A 19,432-nucleotide genomic window follows, 5' to 3' on the forward strand; every position below is an offset into this window, starting at 1 on the left:
CCGCTCGGGACCAGCTCAGCGGTGCGCGCGGGCGCTGCCGATGGAGTGATTCAGACCGTGAGCCAGCACGTTGACCCGACCCGAGCACCCGGCGCCGCGAACGGCCGGCCGACCGGTCGCCGCAGTCTGCTGCGCCGGGTGCTGCCACTGCTGATCGCCGCCTGGCTGGTGCTGGAGATCTGGCTGGTCGTCCAGGTGGCCGACCGGATCGGCTGGCTCCTGGTGCTCCTGCTCCTGGTGCTCGGCGCCGTGCTCGGTGGCCGGCTGATCAAGCGGGCCGGGCTGAAGGCGTTCCGCGCGGCTTCTGCCTCGTTCGAGCAGGGCACCATGCCGCCGGCCGGCGCCGCCGAGACCGGCACCAGCCTCACCGTGCTGGCCGGGCTGCTGCTGATCCTGCCGGGCTTCCTCTCCGACCTGGTCGGCCTGACGCTGCTCTTCCCGCCGACCCGGGCACTCTGGCGGGTGCTGGGGCGCCGGGTCGCGAGCCGGGCGCTGCGCGTCACCCCGGCCGGCGGTGACCCGCTCGCGGACGCGCTGCGCCTGCAGGAGCAGCTGCGGATCCACCGCCCGGACGGCAAGGTGATCCCGGGCGAGGTGGTGGATCCGGCCGAGCCGCGGCAGCCCTGGACGCCTGACGACGAGAACCGCCCGCCGCTCTCGCGGTAAGGGCGCCGGGTAAAACGTGTGGGGCCCGATCCTTGCGGATCGGGCCCCACACACGTTCTGTACTGCTTTTGCCCGCCTACTTCTTCAGGTCAGGCACTCTTACGGGTGTCCCGCGGGTGTACCGCGAGGTTCATCCCGCCGGAGCGGAGCACGGCCAGCCGCTCGGCCAGCACCTCCTCCAGCTCCTCCCGGGTCCGGCGCTCCATCAGCATGTCCCAATGGGTTCGGGTCGGCTTGGTCTTCTTCTCCTCCGGCTCGTCGCCGTCGAGCAGGACTGCTTCGGTGCCGCAGAAACGGCACTCCCATACCGAGGGGATCTCCGCCTCGACGGAGAAGGGCACCTCGAACCGGTGTCCGTTCTGACATGCGTACTCGACGGTCTGGCGCGGGGCCAGGTCAATGCCACGGTCGGTCTCGTAGCTAGTGGCGCCGAGTCGCGTGCCGCGGAGAGCTCGCTCGCTCATGAATCGTGCCTCCAGGGCTTATGGCCCACAGGACTAGTTGGGGTCGCTGTCTTCGTCGTTCGGTCAACGCTCGGCCGTCGACGAAGATTCCCGTCCGGGGACATGCGTCGTCTGTCGTGCCGCCCCTGTTTGTACCCATCTCCGTCCGATTTGTCACATCTGGACAGAGATATCACCCTGAGTGCGAGTAATTTCGCACTCGGTGACCGATTCGGCTTTCTTTCCGGAGTGCGGAGCGCGGCGGCCCTCGGGAGCGTACTGGTGGGCCGATGGAATTGGCCATTCGCACAGCTCATCCGGGCTGCCGCGGGCGGTGCGGCGGCCTGTGGGGTGCGTCACATCTGGGCCGCGCCGCGTCCGGCACGGTCCTTGTGGAGCTCGACCCGGGCGGTCGGCGACTCCTCGGTGCCGGCCGGAACCTGTGGCAACCGCTCGGGCATCGGCGGCGCAACCGGCGGGGCGGCCGCCTCCGTCCGGGTGTCCCGGTGCGGGAGCAGCGCGATCACCGCGTCGCGCAGCCGGGGCGGCGCCTCCTCGTCGAGCGGGTCGACGGTGGCCGGGACCTGGAGCCGCGCCGCCGGGTGGTTGCCGATCCTGGCGTAGCCACGTCCTGGCGGGGTCTGCGCGGCGGGCGCCAGGTCGAGCGGGACGCCGAGTCCGACCTGGAGGTCGTACGGGGTGTGCGCGCCCAGCACCACCCGGGCCCGGGCGATGCCGCGCACGGTGGGGGAGAGCCGGTCGGCCGCCTCCAGCGCCTCGGCCACCACCACGGTCACCCGGGCGGCCCGGCCGTGCCGCAGCGGGACCTCCAGCAGCTCCTGGGGGTCGGGGCGGCCCTCGGCCTGGGCGAGCTCGGAGAGCTCGGTGGGGTGGTCGAGCAGCAGCCAGAGCGGACGGGTGACGTCGGCCGGTGCCGGTTCGCCGCGGTAGCGGGCGGCGTTCAGCGCGGCCAGCCGGCGCTCGGTCTCCTGGGCGGCCCAGTCCAGCGCGGCGAGCGCGCCGTGCAGGCTGGTCTCGACCGTGTGCACGCCGGGCCGGTTGACCAGGCAGGCGTGCTCGCCGGTGCCCGCGCCGTCAATCACCAGCAGGTCGCCGTGCACCAGGGCCTGGAGCGCGACCGTGCGCAGCAGCGTCGAGGTGCCGGAGCCGGCGGAGCCGAGCGCCAGCAGGTGCGGCTCGGCCGAGCGCGGGCCGGTGCGCCAGATCACCGGCGGCTGGTGGCCCGCGCCGCCGTCCTGGCTGACCGGGATCATCCGCTGGGTGGCGAGGCTGTCGGTGAAGCCGAGCACGATCTCGCCGGGGGCCGTCACCCAGTGCTGGGCGGGCACGTCGACCGGGAGCGGGGCGAGCGCGGTGACCTGGAGACGGTTGCACTCCTCGTCCCAGTCGAAGCGGTACTCCCTCGAACGGCCGGCCTTGCCCTGCACCACCTGCTCGATCCGGGCCCGGGCGGCCGGCTCGGTGTCGGTGAAGTACGCAGGGTAGCCGATCTCCAGTGCGGCGATCCGGCCCTCGGCGTCGAACTGCCAGCCGGTGAACGCGTCCTGGTAACGGCCCTCGGGCCCGTAGAGCGGGCAGGGGTCCTCGGGTGCGGCCAGGTAGGGCGTGAGCGCGGCGTACAGCGAGGGCAGCTTGACGTCGGCGGGGTCCGGCACCGGCTCAGGGGCGGGCTTCGGATCACGGCCGGTCCACGCGGCGCTGGCCACCAGCGCGGTGATCGCGAAGAGCGGGCCGTGCGGCAGCAGCACGACTCCGGCCAACGCGGCGGCGGTGAGCAGCAGGGTCGGGCCGCGGCGCTCCTTGGGCGTGGCGGCCCAGCGGGACCTGGTCCAGTCGGCGTGCCGGCGCAGGCCGCGGCCGATCAGGGTGAGCGGCGCGAACATGTCGGCGGCGTGGTCTCCGGCGGTGCGGGCGAGCTCGCGGCCGCGAACCAGCTGGTCGCGTCCGCGGGTCAGATGGCGGTAGCGGGACAAGGGCACTCCCCGGGCTGCTGGGACGGGCGGGAGGGGTGGGGGTGAGAGCGGTGAGGGTGAGGGCGGTGAGGGTGGTGAGAGTGAGGGCTGTGTTTCGGTCGGCGCGGACACGGCGGACGGCCCGGGGCGGTGGGATCCGCACCCGGGCCGTGCTCCGGGTGCGCTCAGAACTTGATGCCGCCGAGCAGGTTCGCCAGGCTCGCGCCGCCGGCCTGGATGCTCGGTGCGATCGCGGTGCCCGCCAGGTAGAAGCCGAACAGGGCGCAGACCAAGGCGTGCGAGACCTTGAGCCCGTCCCGGCGGAAGAAGAGGAACGCGATGGTGCCGAACAGGACGATGCCGGAGATGGACAGGATCACGGGGTCTGCTCCTCGGTGAGGCGGGGACAGGGGACCACTGCCGTGCGATGGCATCGGCGAGGGCGTTCCGCGAGGCCATACAGGGGGACAGTGTCACGGAGAGTGCCCTAATCCTGACAAAAAGTAATAGATGATGGAACTTGGCAAATGGGTGGACTTCGGCCGAAGCCGCAGGCCGGAGGTGGCGTCGCCGGTGCGGTCCGGGCGGTGCGGGGCGGTGCCCGTCCCCGTTTTCCGGCCTTTTCGCTGAGGGGCAGCCTTGTGGCTGCTGTGACTGGTGGGGCCAGAGGGGCGTCAGCACACTTTGCGGAATTCGCTCGAACGGAGGCGTAACCGTGCTCCTGATGTGTCGTCCGGCGGTGCCGACCGCGTGGGTGCCTGGCGGCCGGATGCCGGCTGGTCAGCTGCCGGGCGGCCGGATGCTGGACGGACGCTGGCTCACCGGCCCGGCCGCCCGTTACCGTGCGAGGGCACCTGACCCTCCGTTCGGAAAGGGCCGCAATGGCCGAGTCCCACGAGACCCACGAGTCCCAGCCGTCCGCCGCCGGTGAGCCCGCCGAGGCCGAGCTGATCGAGCTGGCGGGCCGCATCTTCGACGCCGCCCGGTGCGGCGACGCTGCCGCGCTGGCCGCCTTCCTGGCCGCCGGCGCCCCGGTGAACCTGAGCAACGACCGCGGTGACACGCTGCTGATGCTGGCTGCCTACCACGGCCACGCGGCGGCCGTCCGGCTGCTGCTGGAGCGCGGCGCGGACCCGGACCGGGTGAACGACCGCGGCCAGACTCCGCTGGCCGGCACCGTGTTCAAGGGGAACGACGAGGCGCTCGACGCGCTGCTGGCCGGCGGCGCGGACCCGAAGGCGGGTCGGCCCTCGGCGTTCGAGACGGCGCAGATGTTCGGCAAGGACGAGCTGCTGGCCCGTTTCGAGGCCCGCTCCGCCTGAGTACGACGAAGCCTGAGCGCGGCGAAGCCTGATTCAGGGCATACGGCGGCCCGATCACCAGATGATCGGGCCGCCGTATGCTTGGCGTCCATGGAACTGCGCACCACGGGCTACGACCACCCGCACGCCGAGCTGCTCACCGCCGAGGTCCAGCAGGAGTACGTCCGCCGTTACGGCGACATCGACACCACCGAGATGCACGCCGAGCACTTCGTCGAGCCGCACGGCATCTTCGTGGTCGCCTACCTGGACGACGAGCCGGTCGCGTGCGGCGGCTGGCGGGTGAAGGACAGCTCCAGCGCGTTCCTGCGTGACGGCGATGCCGAGCTCAAGCGGATGTTCGTGCTGCCGGCGGCCCGCGGCCGCGGTCTGGCCCGCACCCTGCTGCGCCACCTGGAGGTGGCCGCCGTCGCCGCCGGGCGCCGCCGGCTGGTGCTGGAGACCGGCACCGAGCAGCCCGAGGCGGTCGCGCTGTACGAGTCCGAGGGATATCTGCCGATCACCAAGTTCGGCGTCTACCGGGACCACCCGCAGAGCATCTGCCTGGGCAAGGAGCTGCCGGCGGCCGACGGCCAGTCGGTCTAATTCCCGTACGGCGTCCGGTAATACGTGCAAATTGTGCGCAGGGGTGCCGCCGATTGGCTGGTCACGTGACTGGTCACGGTGAATTCTGCGTACTCCGGACGTGGGGTCGTACCCCGTTCCTGTGCATAAACGGTGAATAGGGCCCTTGGGCTGGGCTAGCGTCGTGCTCGCTGCGTCCGAGGGCGGCTCCGGCGGAATCCGGGGCCGCTCGTCCCTGCCCATCCGCTATTTCCCGGGAGACACCGTGCACGACAATTGCCAGCCGGAAAGCCGCGCGGTCACCGCCGACAGCCTCCAGCTCGCGGTGAACGCGCTTGCCGACTTCCCCGTCCGGGCCGGGGCCGGAAACATCACCGGCCGCATCTCCGCCGTCGCCGAACTCTGCCGCGCGGTCGATGGCGCGCTGGACGCGCTGGTCGTCCGGACCGCGGCCGAGGCCGCCGAGGAGGGCTGGACCAGCCGCCGGATGCTGGCCGCCGACGCCGGCTACCACGCCCGGCTGCAGCGCGCGCTGGCCGGAGCGGGCCTCAGCGCCGATCCGGCGCTGACCGTTGCCGCCGACCGCCCGACGCAGGCCTGAGGAGGCGGCATGACGACGCACCACGGCACGACGGTGCACCACGGCCCGGCAGCGCACCACGGCGCGACGAAGCACCACAACGCCCACGTGCTGCACTGCCCGACCCGGTGGAGCGACGTCGACGAGAACGGGCACATCAACAACGCCCGGCTGGTCGGCTACATCCAGGAGGGAATCTACGATCTCTTCCACCACCACGCGCAGGCCGCCCGTGAATCGCTTTTCCCGGCCGGATTCCTGATCGCCCGGCACGAGATCGACTATCTGCAGCAGTTGCACCACCGCCCCGACCCCTTGCTGGTGCGGCTGACGGTGGAGCGGCTCGGGCGCAGTTCCGCGCATGTGCGGGTGGACGTCTGCCGAGATTCGTACACGTACATGAGTGCCCGAACAGTCGTGGTGGCGCGGGACCGGGCGTCCGGGCGGTCGCGCAAGCTCAGCCCGGCCGAGCGGGAATTTCTGTCCGACTATCTGATGATGGCGCCGCCGCCGGCCCAGCCCTGCCTGGTGACCTGGGGGCACCTCCAGCTCCAGGCGCGGCTGCAGCAGCTCGCCCACCAGGGCGGGCGGGTGCCGAAGCCAGGCGGTGCACCGCGCCGGGTGACGCCCAACCTGATGCCGAAGCGCCGGCTGACGGGGCTGCGCCCGGTCGCCCACGGCAGCGCGCTCGCCCACGGCGCGCCGGCCGTCCACGGCGCCCCGGTCACCGCCGTGCCGGCCGGTACGGTCCCGCCGCCCAGGGTGCCCGCCCGGGCCAGGGTGCTGCTGCGGGCCTGACGACAGGCCCTAGCGTTCGTGCGGGGTGCCCGGCCTGCCGGGCACCCCGCAGCGAACCGTTTCGGTGCGGGCGCCGGTCAGCCCACGACGGCCTGCGCGTCGATCTCCACCAGCATCACCTCGTGCGGCAGTTCGACGAAGACCGTGGTCCGGCACGGCTTCACGCCGCCGGCCGGCACGTTCGCCTCGATGAACTCGGCGTAGGCCTCGTTCATCGCCGCGAAGTGCTCACGCGTGGTCAGGTAGACCCGGAACATCACCACGTCGTCCACCGAGGCCCCGGCGGCCTCGACGATCGCCTTGACGTTCTCCAGCGTGCGCCGGGTCTGCGCCTTGACGTCGCCCGGGTACAGGTAGGCGCCGGTCGCCGGGTCCTGCGGGCCCTGCCCGGAGACCTGGACGATCGGGCCCTTGCGCACGCCCTGGGAGAACAGCCAGGCCGGGGCCGGTGCGCCCTCGGTACGGATCTCGATCTTCTCGCTCATGATCAGCGGATGCTAGAACGGCAGCGGTGACATGCGCAAAGGTGACTGCGTAAGGTGCAACTTCGCGCCCGGAAACGGTGCGACTTCGCGCCCGGAGGTGGAGCAGTGACCAGGTCGGCAGAGTCCGGAATCGACGCACAGCGTGTGGCGGACCTCGCGCAGGAGCGGTTGGACTGGCGGTTCAAGGCGGTGCCGCCGGCCGCCTGGGGCCTGACCGTGTCGGAGTACCTGGCCACCGGCCCGACCCTGGGCGAACTCGGCACCCCGCTGCTCACGCTGGACGCCGCCGCCCTCGCGCACAACGACCGGGCGATGGCCGACTGGTGCGCCAAGGCCGGTGTCCGGCTCGCGCCGCACGGCAAGACGACCATGGCCCCCGCGCTCTGGCAGGCCCAGCTCTCGGCCGGCTCCTGGGGCATCACGCTCGCCAACTTCGCGCAGCTGCGGGTCGCCCGGGCGTTCGGGGTGCGCCGGGTGGTGGTCGCCAACGCGCTGCTCGACCCGGGGCAGCTCGGCTGGCTCGCGGCAGAGCTGGCGGCCGACCCGCTCTTCGAGGTGAGCTGCTGGGTGGACTCGGCGCAGAGCGTGCGGCTGATGGACGAGGCGCTGCGCGCGGCCGGCGCGAGCCGCCCGCTGGACGTGCAGGTCGAACTCGGCGGCGACGGCGGGCGCACCGGTGCCCGCGACCTGCCGACCGCGCTGGCCGCCGCCCGCGCCGCGCACGCCTCCCCGGTGCTGCGGCTGACCGGAACCGCCGGCTACGAGGCCGCGCTCGCCAAGGACGCGAGCGACACCGGCCTGGCCGCCGTCGAGCACTACCTGCGCCGGCTCGCCGAACTGCACACCGCGCTGTACGCCGAGGGCCTGCTGGGCCAGACCGACGAACCGGTGGTCTCGGCCGGTGGCAGCGCCTACTTCGACCAGGTCACCGACCTGCTCACGCCACTCACCGCGAGCTGCCCCGGCACCGCCGTGCTGCTGCGCTCCGGCGCCTACCTGGTGCACGACGACGGCTTCTACGAGGGCATCTCGCCGCTCTCCCGGGGCGCCGGCGAACCGCTGCGCGCCGCGATGCACGGCTGGGCCCGGGTCGCCTCGCACCCCGAGCCCGGCCTGGCACTGCTGGACGGCGGCAAGCGCGACTTCCCGTACGACCTGGGCCTGCCGGTCCCGCAGGCCGTCCGGACGAGCACCGGGCTGCGACCCGTGACCGGCACCGTGACGGCGGTCAACGACCAGCACGCGTTCCTGCGCGACTGCGAGGCCGAGCTCGGCGAGGTGGTCAGGCTCGGCCTCTCGCACCCCTGCACCGCCTTCGACAAGTGGACGCTGATCCCGGTGCTGGACGACGCCTCGGCCGCCGAGCCGCGAGTGGTGGACCTGGTGCGGACGTTCTTCTGATGGGCGCCTCACGGTCGTTGGCGCCTGCCCCGCACCCGCGCGGGGCCACCGTACTGTTCCGCGACGCCACCGTGATCGACGGCACCGGCGCCGACCGCTACCGCGCCGACGTGCTGGTGCGCGAGGGCCGGATCGCGGCACTAGGGACCGGGACCGGCCTGAGCGCCGCGCGGGTGATCGACGCGGACGGCCTGGTGCTCGCGCCCGGCTTCATCGACATGCACGCGCACTCCGACCTGCAGCTGCTGGTCGACCCGGCCCACCCGTCCCGGGTCACCCAGGGCGTCACCTGTGAGGTGCTCGGCCAGGACGGGCTCTCCTACGCGCCGGTGGACGAGGCGACGCTGCCGGTGCTGCGCCGTCAACTCGCGGGCTGGAACGGCGATCCGGCCGGCTTCGACTGGAACTGGCGCACGGTCGGCCAGTACCTGGACCGGCTGGACGGCGGCATCGCGGTGAACGCCTGCTACCTGGTCCCGCACGGCACGCTGCGCGCCCTGGTGCTCGGCTGGGAGCGCCGGGCGCCCGATGCCGCCGAACTGCGCCGGATGTCCGAACTCCTCGCCGAGGGACTGCGCGAGGGCGCGGTCGGCCTGTCCAGCGGGCTGAGCTACACGCCGGGGATGTACGCCGACACCGCCGAACTCGCCGCGCTCTGCGCGGTGGTGGCCGCGCACGGCGGCTACCACTCGCCGCACCAGCGCTCCTACGGCGCGGGTGCGCTGGCCGGGTACGCCGAGATGGTGGAGATCTCCCGACGCTCCGGCTGCCCGCTCCACCTGGCGCACGCCACCATGAACTTCGGCGTCAACCGGGGCCGCGCCGACGAGTTGCTCGCGCTGCTGGACGCCGCGATCGCCGAGGGCTGTGACCTCAGCCTGGACAGCTACCCCTACCTTCCGGGCTCCACCACGCTGGCCGCGCTGCTGCCGAGTTGGGCTGCCGAGGGCGGTCCGGCGGCGACGCTCGCCCGGCTCGCCGATCCAGCCGCGCGGGAGCGGGTCCGCCGCGAGCTGGAGGAGACCGGCAGCGACGGCTGCCACGGGGTGACGGCGGACTGGGCCACCGTGCAGATATCCGGGGTGCGTTCGCCCGCGCTCTCGGCGATGGTCGGCCGCACGGTGGCCGAACTCGCCGCCGAGCGCGGCACTTCCGGGACCGAGCTCTTCTTCGAGCTGCTGCGCGCCGACGAGTTGGGCAGCACGATCCTGCAGCACGTCGGCCACGAGGAGAACGTCCGCGCCATCATGCGCCACCCGGCGCACACCGTCGGCAGCGACGGGCTGCTGGTCGGGGCGCGCCCGCACCCGCGCGCCTGGGGCACCTTCGCCCGGTATCTCGGCCACTACGCACGGGACTTGGGAGTGCTCACGCTGGAGCAGGCGGTGCACCGGATGACCGGCCGACCGGCCCGCCGGCTGCGGCTGGCCGGGCGTGGGCTGATCCGTCCCGGCTACCACGCCGACCTGGTGCTCTTCGACCCCGGGACGGTCGGCGACGCGGCCACCTTCGAGCAGCCCCGGCGGCCCGCGACCGGGATCCAGCACGTCTACGTCGGCGGCACCGCGGTGCTGCGCGACACCCGCCCCACCGGCGCGCTCCCCGGCCGCGCGCTGCGCAACCGGGGGCGGCACGTGGACTGACCCGGACCGGCCCCGACAGGCCGTAAGACCGGCGGGCGGGTCAGATCTTCGACAGGAAGGCGTCCGCCATCTCCTGGTAGCCCAGGTCGTTGGCGTGGATGTCACCGCGCGCCATGTTGGTCCAGCTCAGGATCCGGGCCACGTCCTTGGGCACCTTCGTGCCGTTGAACGGGACCTGCTGGGTGAAGTCGTCGGTGGCGAAGGTGCACGCCACGTCGGCGGTCGGCACCCCGAACGCGGCGTCGACCGTCTCCAGCGTCGTGTTGAGCGCGCCCGCCAGCGGCAGCGAGAGACCGGCCAGCACCTTGCCCTGGTCGCCGGTGACCCAGGCGGCGAGGAACGGGTCGTACAGGTTCATCCCGACGATCTTGGTGTTCGGGCCGGCCGCCGCCTTCAACTTGCCCAGGATGAAGCCGAGATCGCGGCCGGCGGTGGCGATGCCGGTGATCGCGCAGGCGGCGTTCAGACTGCCGCCGGCCGCGCAGCCGTCCACGTCGTTCGCGCCGATGTCGAGCGTCACGAGGACGTGGTCGTGGTGGTGGGCGGTCAGGTAGGCGACGGCGGCGTCCAACTGGGCACCGCCGTACGGGTGCGGGTAGGGGCAGCCGCCGGTGATCATCGAACCGCTGGTCTCACCGGGGCAGCCCAGATCGGTGAACGAGAACGGGTGGCCGCCGTCCCGCTGGGCGCGGGCCGCCAGGGTGGTCGCGAGGTCCTGCGCGTACCCGTGGCCGACCTCGCTGCCGCCGCCCGGCAGGGTCTGGTAGCCGGCGGCCAGCGAGTCGCCGAGCGCGAGGTAGTACCGCCCACCCGGCGCGGGCGCACTGGCCGAGGCGGGGCCGGCGCAGATGCCGACCAGGGTCGCGCCGAGCACGGCGGCGCTGAGCAGCGGGCGGATCCGGCGGCGGAGCTTGATCGAACTCATGAACACCCTCCCGGGGCACCCGCGGGCCGCCCGGATGGCGGCGCGCGGATGACGCGGCGAGGCTACTGGGTGGTAGCCGCCGAGGTAAGGGGTGTGACGGAGGAGAAAAAACCTGCCGCCGTGGAGAGGCCGCTACGGCAGCGAGATCAGCTCCAGCGCGAGCAGGTCGGCCAGCGGCTCGGCGACGCTGCAGGTGCCGAACCCGGTGAAGGCCGCCCGGGCCGCGCTCACCTCCTGCTCGCTCAGCCCGGTCAGGCCGCCGGCGAGCACCTCGCCGGCGGTCTGACCCAGCACCGCCGCGAGCTCGCCGTGCTCGGCGCCGCCGAGCGCCGCGTGGGTGGCCAGCAGCACGTTCAGGAAGCCGTGGTGCTCGAAGCCGGTCTCCTGGTCCTGGTGCCGCACCGCGTGGTGCAGGCCGGCCGTGCACTTGAACGGCAGGCGGCGGGCCGCGCACGCGTACAGGAAGGAGGCGACCTCCAGCTCGCCGGGGAACATGCCCGCCACGATGCCCCCGGTGCGGAACTTCGCCCGGTACGGCGTGCCCTCCAGCTCGTCCAGCGCGAAGAGCAGGTTGTCGCCGCGGGCGACCTCGACCGCGACCGGGATCCCGGGCGCCGCGTACTCGGGCAGCAGCTTGTCCAGCGCCTCGCGGGTGGCCCGCACGCCCTCGGCGTCCACCCCGCCACCGTCGGCGAGCACCTCCAGGCCACCGAGCCGCAGGCGCGGCTCGGCCTGCACGGCGCGCAGGGCGGCTTCGAGGCCCTTGCTGCCGTCGGGGACGATCAGGCCGACCGCGAGGCCGCCGTCGGCCGGGTGCTGCGAGGTGGGGTGGTGCGGGGCGGGGTGCTGGGGGGCGGGGTGCTGCGGCAGGTGCTCGGCCAGCTGCTCCCCGAGCACCTGGATCTTCGAGGCGGGGCAGAGGAACGGGCCGACCAGCTCCGCGTACCAGGCCGTGCGGTGCGCGAGGTGGGCGGGAACCGCCTGCGGCAGGGGGAGTTCGCCAGGCGGGAAGATCGCCGCATCGTCGCAGAGCCCGGCGAAGAGCGGTGGGACAACGCTCTGGGGGATCTGAGGGCTCGTCATCGGTGGTCTTCCTTCAACGCTCGGCGGCGGGGGCACGCCGTCGTGCCCCTCGGCCCGAGCCTGCCCCAGGCCGCCCGGCTCGGGCAAGGGGCTCCGGTCGCGGACCCGGGACTCGCCGCCGAACGGGTGAGAATGCGGGGCTTCGCCCCCGGGAAGCGATAGCTCTATGCGCGAACACCGTCACTGGAGGTAGTCGTGCGACTCCGTATTGTGCTGGCCGGCGCCGTGGGCGCCCTTCTTCTCTCCGTCGCTGCACCGCTCGGCCTCGCCGACGCGGCCGGCGGCGCCGCCGTGACCATCGATCCGACCGGCACCGTCACCCCGGACGGCACGGTCACGCTGACCGGTCAGTACGTCTGCTCCTCGGCGGGCACGCTGGTCAGCAGCAACCTCAAGAGCGGTCAGACCACCTCGGGCGTCGGGAGCGCCCAGGCCACCTGCGACGGCCAGTGGCACGCGTGGCGCAACAGCGGCAAGCCCGGCTTCGTCTCGACCGCGCCCGGCCCGGCCCAGGTGGAGGCGACGCTGATGCGGCTGACCTTCTCCGGACTGATTCCGATCCCGACTGTGTTGGCGGACCAGCAGCAGGGCATCACTCTTGTGTCGGAGGGCAGTTGACGGCACCTCAGCCAGCCTGACGGCCTGTCGGCCGATCACTGGGCCGCCCCGGACGATTGTCGCCCGGGGTGGCCTCGGCATTTCGGCGGCCCGAATTCGTGGGGCGCCGTCCGGTCGGCGGTCGCGCTGCATCACTATGCAGGGTCAATCAAGGCTATGACAACTCCGGGGGAGCATAATGCGACCTTCGGCCCAAAAGCTCAAATGAAGCTCAAATATTGGTACGGACTTGGCGGGGGTGTAAGTGGCCAACTGCCTTGATGGTTCTGACCTGCGGTGATCCGGGGTGGCGCGCCGGAGGCGCGGCTTCCGAATTTCAATGCTAAAGCCTTCGGAAGAACATAACTATTCGGTCCTGGGGTCTTTGCAGATACCTAATCGACCGCTAGCGTTCACCGCACTCTCACTCCGCCATCTTTGAAGAGGGTCCCCACACATGGCAGTTGTTGACAAAATAGGTTCGTCGTCCGTCGGTGGTGCCAAGCTCCGGCGCGATATCGGACTCATCGGCCTCCTCTGGGCCTCGGTCGGTTCGATCATCGGTTCCGGCTGGCTCTTCGGAGCCAAGAACGCGGTCATGGTCGCCGGTCCGGCGGCGGTCATATCGTGGGGGATCGGGGCCGTCGCGATCGTCTTGCTCGCACTGGTCCACGCTGAGCTCGGCGGGCTCTTCCCGGTCTCGGGTGGTACGGCGCGCTACCCGCACTACGCCTTCGGCGGCCTGGCCGGCATGTCGTTCGGCTGGTTCTCCTGGCTCCAGGCGGCCACCGTGGCGCCGATCGAGGTCGAAGCCATGATCGGCTACGCGGCCTACTGGAAGAAGTACTTCAGCTTCTTCGGTCACCTCCAGCACACCGACGGCACACTGACCGTCACCGGTTTCGTCACCGCGGTCGTGCTGATGGCCGTCTTCGTGGCCGTCAACTTCCTCGGCGTCCGCCTGCTGGCCCGCACCAACAGCATCGCCACCTGGTGGAAGGTCGCCGTCCCGCTGTTCGTGATCTTCGTCCTGGCGCTGACCAACTTCCACCCGTCGAACTTCACCTCGCACGGCTTCCTGCCGTACGGCGTCAAGGGTGTGCTCGGCGCGATCAGCGGCAGCGGCATCATCTTCTCGCTGCTCGGCTTCGAGCAGGCGATCCAGCTCTCCGGTGAGAGCAAGAACCCGAAGAAGGACATCCCCCGCGCCGTCATCGGGTCGGTCATGATCGGCACCCTGATCTACACCCTGCTCCAGGTCGTCTACATCGGCGCGCTGCCGGGCAGCTCCATCGTCCACGGCTGGGCTAACCTGGCCTACCAGGGCATCGAGGGTCCGTTCGCGGGCCTTGCGACCATCGTCGGCCTCGGCTGGCTGGCGCTCATCCTGCGCATCGACGCGGTGATCTCCCCCGGAGGCACCGGCCTGATCTACACCACCTCGACCTCCCGGATCTCCTACGGCCTGAGCCGCAACGGTTACACGCCGAAGCTCTTCGAGAAGACCGAGAGCCGCGGCGTGCCGTGGTTCGGCCTGATCATGGCCTTCGTCACCGGTGTGATCTGCTTCCTGCCGTTCCCGAGCTGGCAGGCACTGGTCGGCTTCATCTCCTCCGCCAGCGTGCTGATGTACGCGGGTGCCCCCCTGGCGCTCGGTGTCTTCCGCAAGCGGCTGCCGAACCGGGAGCGCCCGTACGTGCTGCCGGCCGCCGAGATCATCTCCCCGGCTGCCTTCGTGATCGCCGGTCTGATCATCTACTGGTCCGGCTGGGAGACCCTGTGGCGCCTGGGCGTCGCGATCGTCCTCGGCTACGCCCTGCTCGGTTCCTACGCGGCCTACGCGATCACGAAGAACCTGCCGGACGCGCCGAAGATGAACTTCAAGGCCGCGCAGTGGCTGCCGGTCTACCTGGTCGGCCTCGGCATCATCTCCAAGCTCGGCGGCTTCGGCGGCCTGAACGACATCCCGCTCTGGTGGGACATGGTCGTCGTCGCGGTCTTCTCGCTCGGTATCTACTACTGGGCCCGCGCCGTCGCACTGCCGACGGAGGAGATCGAGCACAACATCGGCACGATCGAGGTCGTTGACGAGGGCGGCCACTGACCGTCCGCCGCTGAACGCTGCGACGTCTGAGCGTTGCGATCGCTGAACGCCGTCGGGCGCGCCCCTTCCCCCAGGGGCGCGCCCGACGGCGTTGCCGTGCAGCGGGTTCCCCTGCAACGGCGGTGCCGCGCAGCGGTTTACCGCCACGTAGCATGCCCGATATGAGTACCCATCAGATCCCCGAAGGCGTAGGCCGGACCGCGATCGGCGTGGCCAGGGCCCGTGCCGCCGAGAGCAGCCGCCCTGACCGCCTCTTCGACGACCCCTACGCGGCCGCCTTCGTCGCCGCCGCCCACGCCGGGGAGCCCGAGCGCCCGGCCGGCACGCCGTCGGCCGGCCTGACCGAGATGGCCCGCTACCTCGCGGTGCGCACCCGCTTCTTCGACGACGAGCTGCTCGCCGCCGCCCGTGCGGGCTGCCGGCAGGTGGTGATCCCGGCGGCGGGCCTGGACACCCGCGCCTTCCGGCTGGACTGGCCGGCCGGTACCCGGATCTTCGAGCTGGACGTGCCGCCGGTGCTGGCTTTCAAGGAGCGCGTGCTCGCCGAGCAGGGCGCCGTCGCCGCCGGCCCGCGCGCCGTGCTCGCCACCGACCTGCTGCGCCCGGGCTGGACCGACGTGCTCACCGGTGCCGGTTTCGATCCGGCCGGGCGCAGCGTCTGGCTGCTGGAGGGTCTGCTGGCCTACTTCTCCGACGCCGAGGCCGCCGCCCTGCTCGGCACGGTCGGCTCGCTCGCCGCTCCCGGCAGCCGGCTCGCGCTGACCCACGGACCGGGCCGGCGGGAGCGCGAGCAGGCCGCAGCCGAGGGCAACGCAGTGGCGGCCCGGGCGCCGGAGCTGGCCGCCGTCGCCGCGCTCTGGCAGGGCGGCCTGGACGAGGACCCGGTCGAGTGGCTGAACGCGCGCGACTGGCGGGCCGGTTGGCACGACCGGGCCGTGGTCGCCGGGGGCTACGGCCGGCCGGACTGGTACTTGAGCTCCCGGAACACCTTGGTGACGGCCGAGCGCCTCTGAACCGCACCCGGGTGGCCTCCCGGCGGCAGGCCCCAGGGCCCCGGCGCACACCATCCGTGGCCAGGCGTGTGGTCCGCCCACATGGGTGCCCGGCCGGGGCGGGCCTAGCCTGACGGGCGCGGGCCGCTCGGGCCGCGCGGGCAGGGGAGGCATCATGCGGATACGCGGTTGGATCATGGCGGTGGTACTGGCGCTGGCGGGCGTCTGCACGGGGGCGCTGCCGGCCTCGGCCGACGTGCCCGGCTACCTGAAGCTGGAGGCGACCTACCCGACCGTCGCCAACGGCTGGGACCACGTCGAGCGCTACCTGGACACCACCACCGGCTTCCACCAGGAGCAGTACCCGCCGGACGGCCGCGGTGACCAGGACGGCCAGCGGCTCACCTTCTTCGGCGGCGTCAAGGAGCCGTACTCGGGCCGCTTCCTGCTCTACTCCGCGCCCGGCTGGAACACCGGCTCGCACCAGGTCCCGGTGCTGCTGGTGCACGGCGCGAACGACAATCCCGACCGGGCCTGGGCCAACCCCGGCGAGTCCGGCGGCTACGGCTGCGGCGCGGCCGTCTGCCCGGACACCGGCCTGATGCAGGACCTGTCCGGGCAGGGCTACCGGGTGTTGGCGATCGGCTTCGCGCAGAAGCAGGGTGACAACCTGATGCAGGCCCAGGAGGTCGGCGACGCGATCGCGCTGATCCGGGCGAAGCTCGGCGTCCCCCAGGTGGACCTGATCGGCTGGAGCAAGGGCGAGATGTCGGCCCGTGCCTACGTCTCCTCGCTGAAGCCGAGTTGGGGACGCGGCTACGCGGGCGACGTCCGCAAGCTGATCACCCTCGGCGGCCCGAACGGCGGCTACGACTACCCGTACGCGCACGGCTGGGCCCACGACTTCAGCATCTGGCCGGAGTGCGGCGGCACGGTCAACGCGCCCTCCCCGCACCTGGACATGACCTGCTACGGCACGTACACCGCGCACCCCGAGTTCTCCTTCACCCCCACCGGCGGCTATGACGACTACCCGGGTCAGCGCCAGATGCTGGCCCGCTGGGACGCCACCTTCGGTGTGGACGAGACCCAACAGGACTGGTACACCACGTACTACGGCGGCCAGGGCGTCTACACCTACGGCACCGGCATCCAGGCCGCGATCAACGCCGGCTCGCTGGTGGTGCCGCTCCAGCAGGCGGGCGTCCCCGCCTCGATCAGCAGCTACCTGCTGGCCGGCGGCACCCCGAACGTGCTCGGCATCTTCAACGAGGACCGAGGCCCGAGCGACGGCGTGGTCTTCGAGGCCAGCGCGCTGGACACCACCGGCTTCGGCAAGGTGGCCGGCACCGCGCTGATCGCCGGCGCCAACCACCTGGAACTGGGCTGGAACGCAGCGGCGGCCGCGCAGGTCTCCGCCTGGCTGAACTAGAGGAGTGTCACCCTTGCACCGCATCATCCACTCCCGGCTCGACACCGCCCGACTGTCCGTCAACTATGCCGAGATACCCGGGCGTTCGGGCGAGCCGGTGGTCCTGCTGCACGGCAACGTCTCGTCCTCGGCGTTCTGGCACCGGGCCATGCACGACCTGCCCGAGCGCTACCGCCCGATCGCTCCCGACCTGCGCGGCTTCGGCGCCACCGAAGCACTGCCGGTCGATGCGACCCGGGGCCTGCGCGACTTCGCCGACGACCTGACGGCGCTGATCGAGGCACTGGACCTGGGCCCGGTGCACCTGGTCGGCTGGAGCATGGGCGGTGGCGTGGCGCTCCGGCAGCTGCGTGACCGGCCGGACTCGCTGCGCTCGGTCACCCTGGTCAACCCGGTCTCCCCGTACGGCTTCGGCGGCACGCACGGGGTGGACGGCAAGCTCAACCAGCCGGACGGCGCCGGCTCGGGCGCCGGCGCGGTGAGCCAGGAGTTCGCGGAGCGGCTCGCGGCCGGCGACCGGGGGGAGGCGTCACCGTTCTCGCCGCGCAACGTCTTCGCCGGCACCTACGTCGCCGCCCCGGTGCCCGGCACCGAGGAGTACCTGGCCGCGATGCTCACCACCAGGTGCGGCGAGGACAACTTCCCCGGCGAGGTGCGGGTGACCGAGGCCTGGCCGGGCGTCGCACCGGGCGAGCGCGGCGTGCTGAACGCGATGGCGCCCACGTACCTGCGCATCGACGATCTGGAACGGGTCGAGCCGAAGCCGCCGGTGCTCTGGATCCGTGGCGCGGCCGACGTGATCGTCTCGGACACCTCGCTCTACGACCTGGCGCACCTGGGCGCGATCGGCGCCGTCCCCGGCTGGCCGGGCACGCCGGCCCAGCCGATGCTCGCCCAGACCCGTGCCGTCCTCGGCCGCTACGCGGCGGCCGGCGGCAGCGTGCGCGAGGTGGTGATCGAGGGCGCCGGGCACAGCGTCCACGTCGAGCGGCCGGCGGAGTTCGCGGCGGCGCTGCTGGAGCTGCTGGAGTCGGCCTGACTTCACGTCAGCCCCCACAACAGCCGGTAGTACGCAGTCCGTTCCGGGTCCGGCCCGATTCCGTAGGCGTCGAGCAGCGGCTGCTCCCAGCCGGGGCCGTAGTTCCACGTGGTGCTCCAGGTGGCGACGGCCAGGTCGGCCCAGCGGTCGGCGAGGCCGAGTGCGCCCAGGTCGACGTGCCCGCTGAAGCTGCCGTCGTCGGCGATCAGCGTGTTGGGGGCGCAGGCGTCGCCATGGCAGACCACGAGCCGGTCGACCGGCGGCACGGCGTTCACCACGGCCAACGCGCGCTCGACCGTGCCGTGGTGGCGCAGGTCCGGGTGCCAGGTGGCCGGATCGGTGAGGCCGGCCGCCGCCCGGGCCCGCGCCGAGGCCACCCGGGCCTCGGCCGACCAGCTGAACGGGCAGTCGGCGACTGGCAGGGCGTCGTGCAGCGTGCGCAGCCCGGTGCCGATCGCGCGCACCGCAGTGGCGGGATCGCGCTTCCAGTGGTCGTCCACCGCCATCCGGCCGGGCAGGCCGGCGGTGAGGATCCAGTGGCCGGTCTCGTCCGCGCCCTCGTCGAGCACCTGCGGCACGGTGGCGAACGCGGCCGCCCAGCGCAGCCGGGCCACCTCCGCCGACAGGTCGATCCCGCTTCCGGCGGGTGTCCACTTCGCGAAGCGCCGGGTGTCCCCGGTGGTGATCTCGAAGGTCAGGCCGCCGAGCTCGTTGCGCCAGACAGCGCGCAGCGGCCGCCCGCCAGCGAGCTCCGTGACGGCCTGCGGAACGGTGACCGGGCCCTGCGGTGACATGGCGACCATGGCGCCGATTGTCGCAACGCCCGCCCGGGCCCGGTCAATCGCTTTTCCGCCGCTCTTCCGTCCGCCGAGCGGACAGCCCTCACAGGCCGAGCCCGCCCGGCATCGGGCGCTCCGCCTCGACCAGCTGCTTGAACCGGCTCAGGTCCTCACGCACGGTGTGCTCGATCGCGTTCGACTGGGCGAAGCCGTGCGGGCCGCCGAACGCGGTGCGGACCGCGTCGGGGTCGTACTCGACGCGTACCTGGACCTGCGTGTGCCCGGCGTCCAGCGGGCGCAGGGCGAAGGCGCCGCGCAGGTGGGCGCCGTCCAGGGTCTGCCAGGTCATCACCTGGTTGCCGCCGCGATCGGTGATCGCGGTCTCGAACGCCCGCTCGTGGCCGTCCACCTCGATGTCCAGGCAGGCACGGTGGGTGCCGTGCGCGTGGGCGTGCAGCACGCCGTCGACGAACTTCGGGTACTGGTCGATCCGGTGCAGCTGCTCCCAGGCCACCTGGACCGGAACGGCCACATCGATCTGCTCTTCGAGGGTGCTCATCGCGTGCTCCGATCACAGGGGTCCGGGCCGACACAGCCAGACCGAGA

The 19,432-nt window shown here is 72.4% G+C and carries 20 protein-coding genes; 12 read left to right on the top strand and 8 right to left on the bottom strand.

Annotated features, from left to right (window positions below; genetic code table 11):
- Positions 1-57 precede the first annotated feature (57 nt).
- Positions 58-666: an FxsA family membrane protein gene (gene fxsA / locus AC060L_RS22260; RefSeq protein ID WP_483800607.1), complete on the top strand. Its 609-nt coding sequence runs from the start codon at positions 58-60 to the stop codon at positions 664-666.
- Positions 667-755: 89 nt separating this feature from the next.
- Here fxsA and AC060L_RS22265 read toward each other — a convergent pair whose 3' ends face one another.
- The 3 genes from AC060L_RS22265 to AC060L_RS22275 form a co-directional block, all read right to left on the bottom strand.
- Positions 756-1,130, bottom strand: coding sequence for an RNA polymerase-binding protein RbpA (locus tag AC060L_RS22265; RefSeq protein WP_101384134.1), 375 nt, complete (start codon positions 1,128-1,130; stop codon positions 756-758).
- 335 nt (positions 1,131-1,465) lie between these two features.
- Positions 1,466-3,109, bottom strand: coding sequence for a P-loop NTPase family protein (locus AC060L_RS22270; RefSeq protein ID WP_483800608.1), 1,644 nt, complete (start codon positions 3,107-3,109; stop codon positions 1,466-1,468).
- Between the two features lie 158 nt (positions 3,110-3,267).
- Complete coding sequence (locus AC060L_RS22275; protein ID WP_035840595.1) at positions 3,268-3,462, bottom strand: hypothetical protein; 195 nt, start codon at positions 3,460-3,462, stop codon at positions 3,268-3,270.
- Between the two features lie 501 nt (positions 3,463-3,963).
- On the opposite strand from AC060L_RS22275, the gene AC060L_RS22280 reads away from it, so the two are divergent.
- The 4 genes from AC060L_RS22280 (at position 3,964) to AC060L_RS22295 (ending at position 6,346) form a co-directional block, all read left to right on the top strand.
- Complete coding sequence (locus AC060L_RS22280) at positions 3,964-4,404, top strand: ankyrin repeat domain-containing protein (protein ID WP_483800609.1); 441 nt, start codon at positions 3,964-3,966, stop codon at positions 4,402-4,404.
- A 90-nt stretch (positions 4,405-4,494) separates the two neighbouring features.
- Positions 4,495-4,989 (top strand): GNAT family N-acetyltransferase, encoded by a 495-nt coding sequence (locus AC060L_RS22285; RefSeq protein WP_483800610.1) that lies wholly within the window; start codon positions 4,495-4,497, stop codon positions 4,987-4,989.
- 244 nt (positions 4,990-5,233) lie between these two features.
- Positions 5,234-5,569, top strand: a complete 336-nt coding sequence (locus AC060L_RS22290; RefSeq protein ID WP_483800611.1) for a hypothetical protein — start codon at positions 5,234-5,236, stop codon at positions 5,567-5,569.
- 9 nt (positions 5,570-5,578) lie between these two features.
- Entirely contained in the window at positions 5,579-6,346 is a 768-nt protein-coding gene (locus AC060L_RS22295) for an acyl-CoA thioesterase (RefSeq protein ID WP_483800612.1), read from the top strand.
- Positions 6,347-6,423: 77 nt separating this feature from the next.
- Here AC060L_RS22295 and AC060L_RS22300 read toward each other — a convergent pair whose 3' ends face one another.
- Entirely contained in the window at positions 6,424-6,831 is a 408-nt protein-coding gene (locus tag AC060L_RS22300) for a RidA family protein (RefSeq protein ID WP_483800613.1), read from the bottom strand.
- A 105-nt stretch (positions 6,832-6,936) separates the two neighbouring features.
- On the opposite strand from AC060L_RS22300, the gene AC060L_RS22305 reads away from it, so the two are divergent.
- Together AC060L_RS22305 and AC060L_RS22310 are read left to right on the top strand one after the other, a co-directional pair.
- Positions 6,937-8,232 carry a type III PLP-dependent enzyme domain-containing protein gene (locus AC060L_RS22305; RefSeq protein WP_483800614.1) on the top strand — a complete coding sequence of 432 codons (1,296 nt, stop codon included), beginning with the start codon at positions 6,937-6,939 and terminating at the stop codon, positions 8,230-8,232.
- Positions 8,232-9,875: an N-acyl-D-amino-acid deacylase family protein gene (locus tag AC060L_RS22310; RefSeq protein ID WP_483800615.1), complete on the top strand. Its 1,644-nt coding sequence runs from the start codon at positions 8,232-8,234 to the stop codon at positions 9,873-9,875. Before AC060L_RS22305 ends, AC060L_RS22310 begins: the two co-directional genes overlap by 1 nt.
- Before the next feature lie 40 nt (positions 9,876-9,915).
- On the opposite strand, the gene AC060L_RS22315 is transcribed toward AC060L_RS22310, so the two are convergent.
- Together AC060L_RS22315 and AC060L_RS22320 are read right to left on the bottom strand one after the other, a co-directional pair.
- Positions 9,916-10,800: an SGNH/GDSL hydrolase family protein gene (locus AC060L_RS22315; protein ID WP_483800616.1), complete on the bottom strand. Its 885-nt coding sequence runs from the start codon at positions 10,798-10,800 to the stop codon at positions 9,916-9,918.
- A 132-nt stretch (positions 10,801-10,932) separates the two neighbouring features.
- Positions 10,933-11,883: a hypothetical protein gene (locus AC060L_RS22320; protein ID WP_483800617.1), complete on the bottom strand. Its 951-nt coding sequence runs from the start codon at positions 11,881-11,883 to the stop codon at positions 10,933-10,935.
- A gap of 195 nt (positions 11,884-12,078) precedes the next feature.
- Between AC060L_RS22320 and AC060L_RS22325 the strand changes: the two genes are divergently transcribed.
- From AC060L_RS22325 to AC060L_RS22345, 5 genes are all read left to right on the top strand, one after another.
- Positions 12,079-12,501, top strand: a complete 423-nt coding sequence (locus AC060L_RS22325) for a DUF6299 family protein (RefSeq protein ID WP_483800618.1) — start codon at positions 12,079-12,081, stop codon at positions 12,499-12,501.
- A gap of 436 nt (positions 12,502-12,937) precedes the next feature.
- Positions 12,938-14,584: an APC family permease gene (locus AC060L_RS22330; protein ID WP_483800619.1), complete on the top strand. Its 1,647-nt coding sequence runs from the start codon at positions 12,938-12,940 to the stop codon at positions 14,582-14,584.
- Between the two features lie 161 nt (positions 14,585-14,745).
- Positions 14,746-15,597 (top strand): SAM-dependent methyltransferase, encoded by an 852-nt coding sequence (locus tag AC060L_RS22335; protein ID WP_483800620.1) that lies wholly within the window; start codon positions 14,746-14,748, stop codon positions 15,595-15,597.
- A 154-nt stretch (positions 15,598-15,751) separates the two neighbouring features.
- A complete protein-coding gene (locus AC060L_RS22340; RefSeq protein WP_483800621.1) occupies positions 15,752-17,008 on the top strand; it encodes an esterase/lipase family protein in 1,257 nt (418 codons plus the stop codon).
- A gap of 13 nt (positions 17,009-17,021) precedes the next feature.
- Complete coding sequence (locus tag AC060L_RS22345) at positions 17,022-18,047, top strand: alpha/beta fold hydrolase (protein WP_483800622.1); 1,026 nt, start codon at positions 17,022-17,024, stop codon at positions 18,045-18,047.
- A gap of 2 nt (positions 18,048-18,049) precedes the next feature.
- Here AC060L_RS22345 and AC060L_RS22350 read toward each other — a convergent pair whose 3' ends face one another.
- Together AC060L_RS22350 and AC060L_RS22355 are read right to left on the bottom strand one after the other, a co-directional pair.
- A complete protein-coding gene (locus tag AC060L_RS22350; protein WP_483800623.1) occupies positions 18,050-18,850 on the bottom strand; it encodes a phosphotransferase in 801 nt (266 codons plus the stop codon).
- Between the two features lie 79 nt (positions 18,851-18,929).
- Positions 18,930-19,385: an SRPBCC family protein gene (locus AC060L_RS22355; protein WP_483800624.1), complete on the bottom strand. Its 456-nt coding sequence runs from the start codon at positions 19,383-19,385 to the stop codon at positions 18,930-18,932.
- Positions 19,386-19,432: the final 47 nt, after the last annotated feature.

The organism is Kitasatospora sp. NEAU-69 (assembly GCF_057158765.1).